Genomic DNA, 14,295 nt, shown 5'->3' with positions numbered 1-14,295 from the left:
TGGCCCGGCCACGCCGGGCCAGCTTGTACTCCTCAATGTTCGGCAAGCCAGGTGCTGTAGAAGGAGGGTCGACCAACGGCTTCGAAGGCAACGCCGTTGACGTAGGGAGCACCCGCAAAGGCCTGCGGCTCCTCGAAGATTGGAATGGCATAGGCCTGGTCGAGGACGTAGTTCTGGATGTCGGCCGCGATGGCGAGGCGCTTGTCACGATTGGGTTCAGAGGAGAGGCCCTCCAACAGGTGGTTGAGCTTGTCGTCGACGAAGCTCTTCACCTTGTCGCTCTGACCGCCCTTCTGGCGCAGAACGTCCCGGTTTTTCGGATAGTAGTTGCTCTTGATCACGTCCGGATCGGCGCGGCCGACCATCGCCGGTGCTACCGGGGTTTTTGCCGGATCGAGATCGTCCAACGTCTTGCTGCCTGCGTCGCCAGCCAACACGTTCAGCGTCACGCCAAGCTTTGCCCATTGCTGGGCGACCAGCTGAAGCGTCGCCTTGTTCTGTGGCTGCGGCAGCGATTCATAAGCGGTCAGGACGAGCTTCTGCCCATCCTTCTCGCGCTGCCCATCCGCGCCGAACGTCCAACCGGCCTGGTCCAGAAGCTTGGCGGCCTGCTCGGGATCGTAGTTCAGCTTGGAAGAGAGATCGACATAGCCCTGGGCGGTCGAGGCGATGATCGATTTTGCCTGAGGGTAATGGTCGGAAAACAGCGTCGTTACGATTTCCTGCGCGTTGGTTCCGTGAAGAAGAGCTTGGCGAACGTGAAGGTCCGCAACGAGCGGATTGTCAGGCCGGAACACAACACTGTTGTTCACACCGCGTGTCGGGGCGGCATAGATCTTGTAATCTTGGGCTTCGACCTGCTCCTCGTCATAGGCCTGTACCTGGCGGATAAAGTCAGCTTGACCCGATAGAAGAGCTCCAATTCGGACACTGTCTTCGCCAGTGACGATATATTTGATACCGTCGAGATACGCCCTGCCCTGGTGCTCCAGCTTGGCTGGTCCCCAGCTATAGTCGTCACGGGCTTTCAGCGATAATTCCTTGCCCAGGGTTTCGCTTTCGACGACGAACGGTCCGGAACCGATAATCTTCGTCGCATCGCCCAGCTGTTCAAATGGCAAGGAAAGCGTCTTCAGGGAGACCAGGCCGGAGCCAATGACCGAGGTACCCTGCAGGAAGCCCGGCGATGGCCGCTTGAAGTAGAACTTCACCGTGTAGGGATCGACGACTTCGCTGTGATCATAATTGTTGATCACTTCCGATACCGGAAGCTTGAGACCCTTGTCGCCCAGACCGTAGACGTCATAGTTTTTGGCAACCGCATTGGCTTCGAGCGGCGAACCGTCCGAGAATGTCACGCCCTGCCGGATCTTGAACGTGTATTGCGTCGCATCGTCATTGACCGTCCAGGATTCAGCGATCCACGGCTCGATTTCGAGCGTCTTTGGGTTCTGGTAGGTCAGCTTGTCCGTGATCTGGTTGAGAATACCGCCGTTCGGATAGAAGCCACCGGCCGGCGAATAGAGATTGGTATGCGCCTGCTGCTCCAGATAGATCAGCGTCCCGCCCTTGACCGGCTGATCGGCAGAGAACGCGGGTGCCGCAAGCGACATCCATGCGGCCAGGAATGTTGCGGCAGTACGTTTGGCTTTGATGCCCATTTTGAAAAGCCCCGAAATTGATACGGGATCAAGCTAGCCCTATCATCATTTAGTATATAGAATTTGTATTCTATTTTTGGCCGAAGGCGTGGAACGAACTCCCCGAGGATCGCGCGGCATTGTGCACGCGATTGCCGTAACCGGCATCCGATGCGGAAGGGAGCGGAGTTCTCAAACGCACCCATCTCGGTCCAGCCATATTAGCGCCCGCTTGACGCCAGATGGTCGTCATATTGCGCACGCAAATCGCGGCCGCGTGTGCCTGACCGGGCCATCCAGATCAACGCATCGACAAAGCTACGATTGTTTAGAGCGTGGCCGTCGTTGCTCCTTCACGCTTCGGGCAAAAAGGTCCGATCCGAGACCATCGGTCAGCGCTGGGTGTTTCGATATCCATGACAAGCCTCGAATCGCCAGTCTTGAATCCGATTTGCCCAAGCCGCGAATTCCAAAACGTTAAATCGTCACCACGACCTAGTCCCCGACCCACACTTTTAGCTATATAAGGAGAAGGCCCAGCAATCGGCACGCCAGCCGAAAGTTGCAATTGCCTGTGCGGAAAAGAGGTTTGAACATTTTTAATCCGGACTATCTAAATTAGATAATGCATACCTAAGTTGTGGCGGCTTTGAGTTGCGGTGATCGTTCTCAGGGAAACTCGACCATGGAGAGCTCAGACATGCGTAAAGCTCGTGCCACACGCGCGACCCCTGAAGATAGACGGGAACATGCCCCGAGCCCGATCGATCGGCTCTTATTCTTCGACCACGACTTCAATCCGATCAAAAACTTGCTGGGCGATGAACTGCCCGCTGCGCTTGCGCCCGCGATGTCGCTATGGGAGCATTTTCCAGAGCTGGACAAATCGGCGACCATGCAAGCACTCCGCTCAATGGGCGAAGGCGTCCAGTCCTTGCGATTGTCGATCAATATCAGGAAACCTGGTTCGCAAAGACTGACGATCTTTCAGATCGGAAATATGTACGCCGTTGTTCGATCGGGCGATCGCCTTGACGACGAACGAGCAACCCTATTGCATCTGGCAACTCACGATCCGTTGACGGGCCTGCCAAATCGACGCCAGTTTAGCGAGGATCTCGCTGTGTCGTTGACGGAAATAGCTGCCTCGGGCGAGACCTTGTCTCTGATGCAGCTTGACCTCGACGACTTCAAGCCTGTGAACGACACGTTGGGTCATCCGGCGGGAGACAAGCTTCTTCAGCTTGCTGCTAGCCGCATTCAAGGATGCCTTGCAGAAGACGACAGGGCTTATCGCCTCGCGGGTGACGAATTCATGGTCATCTCCATGGGCCTGGGACATCCGGCCAAGGGTCACCAACTGGCGGAAGCCCTAGTTGCGGCATTCCAAAAGCCCTTCATGATCGACGGCATCGCGGTGTTTGTCGGCAGCAGCGTTGGCGTGTCAAGTGCGCCACCGGACGGCGCCAGTCCGGAGCAACTCATGAAGGCGTCTGACGTCGCACTCTACGCCGCGAAGAAAGAAGGTCGCCGTCGCGCAAAATCGTTTGATCCTTCAATGCTTGAATTGCTGGAGCAGCGCGAGCTACTGCGCCGGAGCCTTCGAATAGCCCTGGCAAACCACCAATTCTCAATGGAGTATCAACCGATCGCGGAGGTCGGTTCCATCGTCGGCTTCGAAGCGCTTCTGAGATGGCACCACCCCCTGCTCGGAAGTATTCCTCCAAGCACCTTCATTCCGATGGCCGAAGCAGATGGCTTGATGCCGGAAATAGGCGCATGGGTTTTGGAACAGGCATGTCGGGAAGCGATGAACTGGCCACAGAACTACATCGTCGCCGTCAATGTGTCGGCGGCTGAATTCCTGACAAACGGCCTTACCGATCGGATTTCGCAAACGCTGGATCTTGTCGGATTTCCATCGGATCGCCTGGAGCTTGAAATAACCGAGAGCGTGCTGCTCGAGCGGACTGTCAACAACATCGACACCCTCAATACTCTCAACGTGCTGGGCATCAAAATCGCCCTCGACGACTTCGGGACAGAATATTCATCCCTCAGCTATCTGAAAACATTCCCTTTCGACACGATAAAAATCGATCGATATTTTATTACCGATCTCGAAAGCGATTTCAAAAGCCAGGCAATCGTGCGCTGTGTCATTGAGCTTGCACATGGCCTCCACATGCGCGTCACCGCCGAAGGGGTTGAAACGGCACAGCAGGCGGACTGGTTGCGCAAGGCGGGATGCGACAGGCTACAAGGCTATTTGGTGAGCAGACCGCTCCCGATCGCGACGATTGGGGAGTTTATCGATCATGCGAACACATCCCAAGGCCGCGCCACGCAATTGTGAGTGCGAACGTTACAACGTGTTCTAAAAGATGGCATGCGCCACCCATGTACCAACGGAGGATGTATTGGAAGAGATAGCAACCAGCATCGATCGCCGTGCATTCACCCTCATGTTGTCGCTGGAAATGGATGTCGCATTGGTGAAATCCGAATGGAGATTTTGCGACAGGATTACCGAGTATCTCTCCGACATTCTCGGCCAAGGACATACCGACCCCGCCCGATATTCGAATTTTCTTTCAGTCGCGGCAAACGAGCTCGTTGAACTTGCTTTCCGCTGGTCGGGTCAATCAGGTTTGATGAGTTTCAGTCTCCATCGAAACGCCACAACAAATCGCCTGACGATTGAACTCCCCTATCAGGACCTGTCCGGTGGTCGTCACAAAAGTGCGAGCCTGATCGAGCTCCGGCCTCCCCTCGCGGGTGAGGCAGGAGAAGCAGGAGACGGGAAGGCGTTCACGGCCGATACGACGGCGCTGCTCGGAGATTTGGCGACAATATTCCGCTCAGCGATCCGGATTGAGACAGACGGTGTGGAGAGCACGAAGATCGTCGCGGATTTCCCCTTGGCCGAGGACTTTCAATGAGCCACGACGCATCCTTCGCAGTTCGTTTTGATCCGACAAACCAAGAGCTGGTTTTGTCTGGCAAGATACGGCCAAAAGGTGCCGCAGAAATCGCCGATGCCCTATCGCTGATGCAGCAAAGCCTGGAAAGGTATAGCGGGGTTGTCTACCTCAATGTCAAACGTCTGACGCATATCAACATGACGGCCTTTTCCGCCCTGGCCGATATCCTCATGGAAAGCTGCCGGACGAGACCGGAGCGGAAAATCGTCATTGTGACCTCGAGCGTGATGGCCTGGTCGGCTCCGGTTTTTGAAAAGCTGGCCAAACGCTACCCCAACCTGACGGTGGAAGTTTACGACTCGGCCTTTTATCCGGGTCAGAGCTTTGTGGAAGACGAGCAGTTCATTCCCATTCTCCGTACTCAGACTAAAATGACATGGAGGCACGAGAGAGAACTATTGCCTCGTCACGGTCTTCGGAGTGGTCTTGTCGTTGCGGACATCTGCTGCGGGATTGGTGATTTCGCAGCCTTGGTTCAACGGGAATTTAAGCCCTCCCGCCTTGTCGCCCTGGACCACTCGGTACGCAGCCTGGACTACGCTCGTAGAGTGGCTGCGGACTTCGATTTGAAGGAAATCGAATACACCTATGGCGATGCGTCCCAGATGCTGCTTCGGGACAATCAATTCGACTTTGTGACTTGCCGGCATTCCCTCCAGATTTTCGACCGTCCCGAGATGCTGCTGCGGGAGCTCTACCGTATCTGCAAGCCCGGCGGCCGGGTCTACATTACAAACGAGAAAAACTCGCATTGCCTGGGCGAGCCACATGCGGAGACGATCAAGTGGACATATGAAGAAGTCGCCAAATTGTTCAGGCACTTCGACATGGACGTCGAGATGGGGCCGAAAAGCCGTCACCTGCTCGCCGACGCAGGCTTCGAGGCGATCAAGGTCGATGCTTTCATGGTGACAAACCTTGACGGCGATCCCCAAGACTTCGCCGACATCATCGAAGCCTGGGAAAACGTCTACGCGGGCCAGATGGCTGTCCGACGGGGGGACACACCGGAGTTCATTCGCAGGTTCAGGCAGGGATTCAAAGACCACGTTTTCGCGGCCCTTCATCCGAAGGGTTACGCGGGCTGGCCGATCTGGGCGGCGTCCGGCCGAAAGCCGCTATGATGGACAGGATATCTTCGAAAAGGCCGATCAAGCTGGGTTCATTCCGCGCAAAGTTCATTCTGGTTGTCGGCGGAGCAGTCCTCTTTGATCTGCTGGTGAGCGGAGGATTGGCACTCTGGAACGTCCAACGGCTATCACGCGACGCGACGCTGGAGGTCGGGCAAGGCCTCGAGGCAGCAAGCCAGGAATACATCGGGACATATGCCGATTCCACCGCTGCCCAGGTCAGTTTGCTGTTACGGCAGGTGCACAACGATGTTGGCACGCTGGCAGGCGTGCTTCAGGCACAAATCGATGATCCCGAGCGCAATTTAGACGTCGGTGCGGCGATCGCTCGAACCTCTCCCGACAGCGTCCGCCTCGCTTATGACCAGAAGGGCAATTGGTCTCAAAACGTTCCGGGCTCTGTCTCCGTAGTGAGCGTTTGGGGCTACCTGCTGAGGCCTGACCATAGTCCAAGACCTGACGTCGAGGCCGACATCCAGGCGAGCGCGGTTCTGGACATCGTAGCGCCGAGTTTGCTGCAACACGGTTCTTCCAAGCTCCAGATGTATTACATTGGCCCGAAAGAAAGGCCGATTTTCAGAACCGCACCGTATACGGATCAGGCTCAGACTTTCGACCGTCTTTATCCCGGTCACAACGATGCAAATTTCTGGGACTTCTTTTTTCCAGGGCTCTACGAGTCTTGGGAGAGCTGGGCCACCAATAGGAATTTGCGGCCGGTCGCAGACGATATTACGCAGACAGCTCCATATACCGATGCGATTACCGGGAAACTCATCGTGAGTTTCTTTCATCCCCTATGGACAGCCGACAGGAAGGACGTCGCCGGCACGGCTGGCGCGGACATCACGCTCGACCAACTCGCGCAGACTGTTGAAAATGTTAAAGTGGCCCAATCCGGGTTTGGCTTCCTCGCAATGTCCGACGGAAACGTCGTCGCGATCAACCATACAGGCGAAGAGACCCTCGGCCTGCGATCCGCGAGCGATGCGAGCGGAACAGGCGTGACCGGACTGGAGCGGTCGTTGAAGGGAAGCTCCCAACCCGAAATTGCAAAAATGGCGCTGGACCGCGAACAGGGCATCCAACACCTGTTGTTGGAACGGGACGGGCAAAAAGTCCCCTACATCGTGATCGTGAAGAAACTACCAGCGACCAATCTCTGGTCCAGCGGCCCGGTCCGTCAAGAGGCGATGTCCCTCGTGCTGGCTGTACCCGAGCGGGAAATCGATGCTTCCCTATACGCGGCGCAAGCCAAGATTTCCGAAGCCACGAACCGCATCGTACTCTATCAGATCCTGGCAATCGCAATGTCGCTGGCAATCGTGACCCTCGCGGTGCTTGCCGCCTCAAAGCGAATAACAAGTGGTATCAGTGCCCTCGCAGATGCCGCGAGAAGGATCCAGACGAAGGACTACTCGGTACGGGTTGCCATCGCCAGCAAAGACGAGGTTGGCGAGGCCGGAGAAGCATTCAACAGGATGGCGGAAGAGATCAGCTTCCACACGGAAAATCTCGAGCAACTTGTTGAAGAGCGAACGGCCCAGATCGAAGATGCAAAGGAAGAGATCTCAACGTTGAACGCGCAGCTTCAGCGCGAAAATCGACGGCTTGGGACAGAACTGGCCGTCGCCGAGAGAATCCAGTTGATGGTGCTGCCATTGCATCAGGAACTTGACGAACTGCAGACGCTGGAAATAGCGGCATACATGAGACCCGCCGAGGAGGTCGGCGGCGACTATTACGATGTCTTGAAAAGCGGCAATCGTTTGAAAATCGGCATTGGCGACGTCGCCGGGCACGGGCTCGAAAGCGGAGTGTTGATGTTGATGGTTCAGTCGGTCGCTCGCGCTTTGCAGGAGGCAGGCAATGTCGATGCGGTGAAATTCCTCACTGACCTGAATAGCGCTCTTTTCAAGAATATCGTGAGAACCAAGATCGACAAGCACCTCACTTTGGCATTCCTCGACTACGACGGGAAAGAGATGATCCTGTCTGGCCAGCACGAAGAGGTGATCGTAATACGGGCGAGCGGCGAGATCGAACGTATCGATACGATGGATTTGGGAATACCGATCGGACTGCAGGCCGATATTTCCACGTTCATCAATACCCGCAGGATAGTGTTTGAGAAGGGCGACCTCATTCTTCTCCACACAGACGGCGTGACGGAAGCCGAAAACGACGCTGGAGAACTGTTTGGCATTGACCGTCTCTGCCTCGAGGCACTTCGGCTCAGGAACGAAAGTGCCGACAAAGTCGTCTCCGAAATCGTTGCGGCATTAATGCATTTTATCGGGTCACAAAAGATCCACGACGACATCACACTTCTCGCAATAAGACATAGGTGACGCATGACACCAACGTTATATGGGATCGAATCTCTGGCAAATGAGAACCTGGATGCAAGCACGCGTCTGACGTTGCGCGATGGACCGCTTCAACTCGGGTGGAAGCATTCGGGGATGACATCGGACTTCATCGCAGAAGTAATGGCCCTTCCGTATTCCCACTCAAAGAGAGCGTACACGCAAGCGCATCACGACATCGGATATCTCAGCAATGAGCTAATCGAAAATGCCGTCAAATTTCGACAACCCGGAGAAATCCTCATCGAAGCCGGGATATCGGACGATTGTTTTTTCATGAGGACAACGAACAGCATCGATAGCGCATCGTCATCTCGTCTTCAGCAGCTGCTGCACCGACTTCGGTCGAGGGAACCCGGCGAGCTTCTTCTCGAACGGATCGAAAGCAATGCAATATCGGAAGGGAGCGGATCCGGTCTGGGATTGCTCACCCTCCTAAGCGATTACGATGCAAAAATGGCATGGGCATTCGAAGAAGCCGACGACGACCATGTCAAACTGACGACGACTGCATTGGTGGCGTTGCCGCCCTCCTCCAAGCTGTGAGCGAAAAATGGAAATCAGCGACGAAAATTTCCGCGTATGGGCAGAAAACACCGAGGTATATTTCGATGGTATATTTCGGCTGGCAGGACCCGACGCCTACGCGCCCATTCATTCGATGGTACTGGGGCTGCTCCATGAAGGACACAAACAAGTCACGTTCAATTTGACGGGTCTCGAATTCCTCAACTCCTCCGGCATAAACCTACTTGCCAAACTGACCATCGAGGCCAGGAAAATGGGCGAGCTGCAGCTCGTTGTGAAAGGCACCAACCAATATCCCTGGCAGGCGAAATCGCTTCCGAATCTGAAAAAATTGCACCCGCTGCTTGATTTGCGCCTAGCGTAGTGGTTCGCTGCGAAGACAGGGACAAGGCCATCGCGACTCCCGGTGAGCGAGGCAATGCACCGACCCGTCCATAGGCGGTGCCGGCGCCCGCAAATGGAGGGCTACCTCCGCCGCATGACATTGACGATGAGAACACCTGCGATCGCCAACATTCCACCAGCCGCACCAATTGTCGTTGGCGTTTCGCCCAGCCAGGTAAACCCGATCAGTGTTGCTGTCGGCGGCACGCCATAGAGGAAATTCGTGGCACGCGCGGCCGGAAGCCGCTTCAGGGCAACCGCCCAGGTCACATAGGCAACCACCGTCGGGAAAACCACCAGATAGGCAACGTTTGAGATGACGATCGTCGGGGCAACAGCCAGAGCCTTGACGGTGGCGGGCATCGCCGGGAGGAGTGGAAGCGAACCGAGAAATAGAATCCAGGCGGTGACCGTCAACGCTGGCATGCGGGCAAGAACAGGCTTCTGCAAGACGCTTGCAACTGCCGAACAGAGGGCAGCGCCAAGAATTAGAATAGCGTTGAGGTCGAGGCCGAAGCCGTCGGCGGCGGAAGCGGCGATCAATGCCACGCCTGCAAACGATACGGCGGTACCGACCCATCCCCATAGGCCGAAGCGCTCGCTAAGGAAGAGGGTGGCGATCAGCGCGGTGAAGATCGGCATGGTGTTGATGATAAAACTTGCCGGTCCCGCCGGCACGGTTTGTTCGCCGGTATTGAGGAGCACCGCGTAAGCGGCAATGAACAAGACGGCAGCAACGGAAATCCGGGCAAGATCGGCCCCTTTCAGTGGGGTCCAGCGAAATGCCAGATAGCAAACAGCAATCACGCCGGCCGGCACATAACGGGCGGTCGCGAGCTCGACAGGCGTCAACGGCCCGAGACAGACGCGGATGACGACAAAAGAGGATGCCCAAAAGGCGATCGTCACGACAATCGCCAAAAAGGCAACAAGATCGAACCCTGCCTTGTCTTCCGGATCTCCAACCACCGTCGCCATGTTTGCCCCCATGCTTGCGTGCGCCGAATTAAGCGTCTCCTTTCCGGCTTGAAAAGCACCGCAATCGATGATCTGGTGTGTCCATGGTTCACAGCTCGCAAAGTCTCCCGCCACTCGATACGCTCGAAGCTTTTTCCCGAGCCGCGCGCCTTGGATCCTTCTCCGCTGCCGCCGAAGAAGCCGGCATCACCCATGGGGCGGTTTCCAGACAGATCTCGCGCCTGGAGCGGTGGCTGGGCGTTCGGCTGTTCGCCCGTCAGGCGCGGGGCGTCGCTCTTACACCGGAAGGCATCCGCTTCTTTGCTCGCGCCGAGGAGGCGCTTGCCCTGCTCAGTGGGGCTGACGAGCGATGGATCCCGCGGCGGCACAAGACGACGGTGCGCCTTTCACTCACGCCGTCCGTCGCGTCCTTGTGGCTATTTCCCCGATTAGGAAAGCTGGAACTCGACGACATTCACATCGAACTCTTCCTGGAGCACAGGCTTGCGGATCTCGGCGAGGGAACGGATCTTGCCATTCGGTGCGGAAGAGGTCCCTGGGCAGGCGTTCGCGCGACACCACTCTGGCAGGAGAAATCCTTTCCGGTGGCTGCACCGTCGCTTGCAGGCCAACTGGCCGGGACCTGCGACGCCCGATCGCTCCTCAAGATGCCGATCCTGCATGATTCGACCATCGAGGGCTGGCGGCGCTGGCTCGCCGCCGAAGACATCGACTATCTGCCGCGCGGGCAGGATCGTCGTTTCGAGGATTACAACCTCGTCATCGACGCCTGCATCCAGGGCGTCGGCATCGCGCTCGCCCGCCCACCGTTATCGGACGCAGCCATTGCGTCGGGTCGACTGGTCGCGGTCTCCGAAAGAGCGTTGGACCATCACGTCTCGTTTCATCTTGTGCGCCCCGACGGACCTTTGAGCGGGCCAGCGACGGAACTTGCCAGACGCCTCCTTCAGGAAGCCGGGCATGCCGAGGCTACAATCGGCGCTTTCATAGCGCCGGCCAAGAGGACCTAGTCCACCCGCAACGATCCAGCCACGTGATCTGCTAGCTTTGAATGTTCGAGAGTTGAGGGTCGCTCGCGGCCTCTCAAGAAAGGCTCGCGCTGGAAGCAAACTTGGAGCGTGTTTCAATGTCACAAATCGAACGGAAGCGGATCAACCTTGGGATCGACTCTCTTGGGAAGATCGCTGATGTCCTTGGACGCAAAGTTTGCGAACTCCTTGCAGAACCGGCTGAGGAAGAGCAGCCTCCTGTAAGTTTGCGCCCAGGCCGACTAAGCTAAGCGGCCTAGCGGAAGAATCTGTGATCGATCCGAAAAAGCTTGAAGTCCGAACGTGCCGGGTTTTCGATCGGAACCAGGCCCGGCCAGGAGCCACCCTGAGCCAAGGCTGCATACAGCGGCGCCTGATTGGCGTCGACCGGCAGAGAAATTTGACAGACGGCGACGTAATCGAAGGAGGCAGCTGCTGCTTTGCGTATTTCGCTGTCCGGCGAGGTGAAGAGCTCGAACATGCGCCTCATACCGGGAGATGCGCGATGGAATGGAACAGCCGCAACAGAGAAACCCGGAGGTAGGGCGAAGGCGAGAGTGATGGAACACCCTTGCGGAACTGCGATTTTGCCCGGTGCAACCGAATTCAGAACCGAAAGATCCTCGCCCTCGCAATCGCTATAGCCCATGTAGTCGATCGCGTCGTAAGTCTGCGCTTGAGGCGGAAAGAATAAACGGAGCAAGATTACAATGACGATGACCGAGCCGAGGCCTGCACCCACGAAACGTTGTACCTGCCTGCCATTCGGCCTTAGGAAGCTTTCAGGGGCTGTAAAAACCTGCAGGGCATGCGGCAGAAAGAGAGGGATGAAGGCGAAGGCAAATCGGATATTTCTAGTCTGCAACAGCGTCAGAACGAGGCTCGCGGCAGCAACTACAAAGACGATCGCCAGGCCCGCGCTCCCCTGCCGGGCATTTCGCGCGACGACAGGTAGTGCTGCGATCGCAATGCAAACCAGCACCGCAAGCATAATCACGATAACAATCTGGTGGTGCTCGAAATAGTAGATGAAACTGTGTTCCTGCGACACTCGTTCAAGCCAGTCGCGGCGTGATAGCGGGTCTATCATCCAATAGGGACCGGACAGACATCTTGGAAACGTGTATCCAGCCGCGCCGAATAGTGCCGCACCGGCCGAGGCAAGTACGGCAAGTCGGATAAAAGGTCTTTGCTGGCGTAGTGCCAAGGCGCCAACCAACAAAATCGATGAGCAACCGAGCGCCAGAACAAGGTAGGGTGCGGAGAAAGCATCGCACTGCGTTGACGACATTCCAGCGGGACCGAGGAATGCGAAGCCGGCGGGCAGCGTCAGAGCCAAAATCGTGGTCGCGGCTGCAACCAGGACATCCTCAGAACCGAGCACACGAAAGACGTAGCAACCGACTAGTCCCGTAAATGCTATGGTGATGAGTGGCAAGCCCTCAAGACCGATGGTGATGCAGATCAGCGTACCGATGCCGATCAACATACCGCCGCTGCGGCTCCATCGTTCCAATCCGACGCAGATCATCATCAAACCGATGATCTGCATGTTGTGATGATCGATACGGCCCGGAAGGAACTCCCAAACGGCAAAAGCCATGAAGACTGTGCTGGTGATGAGAATTGGATAGGAAATACGGACGCCGACGCGCATCTGCGGTGAAAAGAAGCTGGCGATTAGAGCGCTGAAGCCCACCAGCATCAATGGCGGCCAGATCTGGAAGGCCATTCGAAGCGCGTGTTCTGGTCCGAACACAGGCGAGAGCAAGGAGGCAATGGCGACGAAGGGCAGATCGATCAGGCGCGACCAAGGTGAGGTGTAGGGTTCAGGCATAGCGATCACAGGCAGACCGAGATCGAACCAGTGCCCACCCTCGAGGAAAAGATGGCGGATCTGCAACTCCCGCATCTCGTCATCAATGTCGCCGTAAAAGTTTTGGCCATCACCCCAGTCCAGCAATGCGAGTAAAAGGCAGAGGGGGGCGACAGTCATGAAGACTCTCAGCGATGACATCCCACTCGCAGTTTTAGGTTTATCCACAATGTTGAAAAATTCAGAAGCCATGCCAATACCGCCGCTGCAATTGCAAGGACTATGCGCGGCAGACAATGAAGATTATGCTCACGGCATGCTGATTTAGAAAAAGCCCGGCGTGACGCCATTTAAGTGTTCCAGTCGGGTGCCGGCATTTGTAGCGCGATGGGCGGATTGGATGCGGCCCAGTTCCTCTCAGTGCAACACAGACCAACTGGTGCTGCTACATGCGGCTCTTGATTCGGAAGGCCGTGCTACAACCGATGGACTGGCCGCCCTTGGCATATCGCTACCGGGAATGCTTATCGTGAAACGCGGTCGACTCTCCACCGAACAAGCTGAGGAGATTTTGCGACAGCACCAGCGTGGCTCCTGAACAGCAAGCGACAAAAGCGACACGTTAGTGACTCACATATGTATGTGTGGGATCGACTTGAATCCCGACGCTATCTATTCCTGTCGAATGCCTAAACTAGAGGGCCTCTTGACGGCAAGGCTGATAGGCTGCATCGATCGTACAGTTTCCGGGCACTTCAATCTTGCAGTCGTTGGAGGACATTTGAAACCACTACGCATCTTCGGTGCTGCAATCGGCTTAGCGTTCTTCGGCCCCGGGCTCCTAATTTTTTCTGTTTTTTGCCTGATCAGGGGGCGTTCATTCGTATATTCGCCCCTCAGTGTCACTGAAGATCCGATTCGATTTTACGTGATTTTCATCACAGTTGGGCTCACGGCATTAATGTGGACATTTGTTGGTATCCTGCTCACAATACTATATGCCCGAAAAAGCCCGGCTGGTCTCTCGCGCTAGATAGGCATGGGGGAAATCAAATGAACACCGCTGCAAACAATGTTTCGACAAAGTCCCCGCGCCGTTGATTAAACGTGGGACCGACTGTCCGCGTGGATCGAGAAAGTCACGAAACAGCGTGTTTCCAACCAGCCATGGGATATCGCAACGGCCTGATCTTACTGGTAATCGCTCCAAGTTCGGTCATTGGGAGACCTCTTGATCTTCGAGCTACTAAGAGCAATCTGCGGCCTAGTGGCCGCATTGATCGGAAGTTACGCCGCGGCGTTTGCGCCTGCAGCCGAGTTGCAGGCACGAAAAATCGGGCCCGCGCAGGCCTGCATCTTACCTGCTGACCCTCAGATTCGATAGTGAGTTGCCAATCTGCTTGAAGGCGAACTGCAATGCTGCGGTGGTGGGCGAGTT

11 protein-coding genes are annotated in these 14,295 nt (G+C 56.3%); 8 read left to right on the top strand and 3 right to left on the bottom strand.

What is annotated here, in order from left to right; genetic code table 11:
- Positions 1-32: 32 nt before the first annotated feature.
- On the bottom strand, positions 33-1,661 hold the full coding sequence (locus AC1DTN_RS31675; protein ID WP_477924113.1) for a TIGR04028 family ABC transporter substrate-binding protein: 1,629 nt from the start codon (positions 1,659-1,661) through the stop codon (positions 33-35).
- A 679-nt stretch (positions 1,662-2,340) separates the two neighbouring features.
- On the opposite strand from AC1DTN_RS31675, the gene AC1DTN_RS31670 reads away from it, so the two are divergent.
- From AC1DTN_RS31670 to AC1DTN_RS31645, 6 genes are all read left to right on the top strand, one after another.
- Complete coding sequence (locus AC1DTN_RS31670; RefSeq protein WP_113320847.1) at positions 2,341-3,996, top strand: putative bifunctional diguanylate cyclase/phosphodiesterase; 1,656 nt, start codon at positions 2,341-2,343, stop codon at positions 3,994-3,996.
- Positions 3,997-4,060: 64 nt separating this feature from the next.
- Positions 4,061-4,582, top strand: a complete 522-nt coding sequence (locus AC1DTN_RS31665) for a hypothetical protein (protein WP_442206553.1) — start codon at positions 4,061-4,063, stop codon at positions 4,580-4,582.
- Positions 4,579-5,748: a methyltransferase domain-containing protein gene (locus AC1DTN_RS31660; protein ID WP_113320773.1), complete on the top strand. Its 1,170-nt coding sequence runs from the start codon at positions 4,579-4,581 to the stop codon at positions 5,746-5,748. The genes AC1DTN_RS31665 and AC1DTN_RS31660 overlap by 4 nt, the downstream gene beginning before the upstream one ends.
- Positions 5,745-8,105: a SpoIIE family protein phosphatase gene (locus AC1DTN_RS31655; protein ID WP_477924111.1), complete on the top strand. Its 2,361-nt coding sequence runs from the start codon at positions 5,745-5,747 to the stop codon at positions 8,103-8,105. Before AC1DTN_RS31660 ends, AC1DTN_RS31655 begins: the two co-directional genes overlap by 4 nt.
- Positions 8,106-8,108: 3 nt before the next feature.
- Positions 8,109-8,669, top strand: a complete 561-nt coding sequence (locus AC1DTN_RS31650; RefSeq protein ID WP_477924110.1) for a slr1658 superfamily regulator — start codon at positions 8,109-8,111, stop codon at positions 8,667-8,669.
- A gap of 7 nt (positions 8,670-8,676) precedes the next feature.
- On the top strand, positions 8,677-9,015 hold the full coding sequence (locus AC1DTN_RS31645; RefSeq protein ID WP_007814738.1) for a slr1659 superfamily regulator: 339 nt from the start codon (positions 8,677-8,679) through the stop codon (positions 9,013-9,015).
- Positions 9,016-9,116: 101 nt separating this feature from the next.
- Here the strand turns inward: AC1DTN_RS31645 and AC1DTN_RS31640 are convergent, their stop codons facing one another.
- Complete coding sequence (locus AC1DTN_RS31640) at positions 9,117-10,013, bottom strand: DMT family transporter (RefSeq protein ID WP_477924108.1); 897 nt, start codon at positions 10,011-10,013, stop codon at positions 9,117-9,119.
- 83 nt (positions 10,014-10,096) lie between these two features.
- On the opposite strand from AC1DTN_RS31640, the gene AC1DTN_RS31635 reads away from it, so the two are divergent.
- Positions 10,097-11,023, top strand: coding sequence for a LysR family transcriptional regulator (locus AC1DTN_RS31635; RefSeq protein ID WP_477924107.1), 927 nt, complete (start codon positions 10,097-10,099; stop codon positions 11,021-11,023).
- 274 nt (positions 11,024-11,297) lie between these two features.
- On the opposite strand, the gene AC1DTN_RS31630 is transcribed toward AC1DTN_RS31635, so the two are convergent.
- Positions 11,298-13,037 carry a hypothetical protein gene (locus tag AC1DTN_RS31630; protein WP_477924106.1) on the bottom strand — a complete coding sequence of 580 codons (1,740 nt, stop codon included), beginning with the start codon at positions 13,035-13,037 and terminating at the stop codon, positions 11,298-11,300.
- On the opposite strand from AC1DTN_RS31630, the gene AC1DTN_RS31625 reads away from it, so the two are divergent.
- Positions 13,036-13,185 carry a hypothetical protein gene (locus AC1DTN_RS31625; protein WP_477924105.1) on the top strand — a complete coding sequence of 50 codons (150 nt, stop codon included), beginning with the start codon at positions 13,036-13,038 and terminating at the stop codon, positions 13,183-13,185. The two genes, AC1DTN_RS31630 and AC1DTN_RS31625, sit on opposite strands and share 2 nt — an antisense overlap.
- The last annotated feature ends 1,110 nt before the right edge of the window (positions 13,186-14,295 follow it).

This window comes from Rhizobium sp. 01T444, from assembly GCF_056398305.1.
The sequence above is the reverse complement of the archived record's forward strand: the minus strand, read 5'-3'. Positions and strand labels throughout refer to the sequence as shown.

Bases quoted from the DNA above. Each gene is read 5' to 3' on its own strand.
- AC1DTN_RS31675 (WP_477924113.1), bottom strand. From the start codon at position 1,661: ATGGGCATCAAAGCCAAACGTACTGCCGCAACATTCCTGGCCGCATGG.
- AC1DTN_RS31670 (WP_113320847.1), top strand. From the start codon at position 2,341: ATGCGTAAAGCTCGTGCCACACGCGCGACCCCTGAAGATAGACGGGAA.
- AC1DTN_RS31660 (WP_113320773.1), top strand. From the start codon at position 4,579: ATGAGCCACGACGCATCCTTCGCAGTTCGTTTTGATCCGACAAACCAA.
- AC1DTN_RS31655 (WP_477924111.1), top strand. From the start codon at position 5,745: ATGATGGACAGGATATCTTCGAAAAGGCCGATCAAGCTGGGTTCATTC.
- AC1DTN_RS31650 (WP_477924110.1), top strand. From the start codon at position 8,109: ATGACACCAACGTTATATGGGATCGAATCTCTGGCAAATGAGAACCTG.
- AC1DTN_RS31645 (WP_007814738.1), top strand. From the start codon at position 8,677: ATGGAAATCAGCGACGAAAATTTCCGCGTATGGGCAGAAAACACCGAG.
- AC1DTN_RS31640 (WP_477924108.1), bottom strand. From the start codon at position 10,013: ATGGCGACGGTGGTTGGAGATCCGGAAGACAAGGCAGGGTTCGATCTT.
- AC1DTN_RS31635 (WP_477924107.1), top strand. From the start codon at position 10,097: ATGGTTCACAGCTCGCAAAGTCTCCCGCCACTCGATACGCTCGAAGCT.
- AC1DTN_RS31625 (WP_477924105.1), top strand. From the start codon at position 13,036: ATGAAGACTCTCAGCGATGACATCCCACTCGCAGTTTTAGGTTTATCC.
- AC1DTN_RS31630 (WP_477924106.1), bottom strand. From the start codon at position 13,037: ATGACTGTCGCCCCCCTCTGCCTTTTACTCGCATTGCTGGACTGGGGT.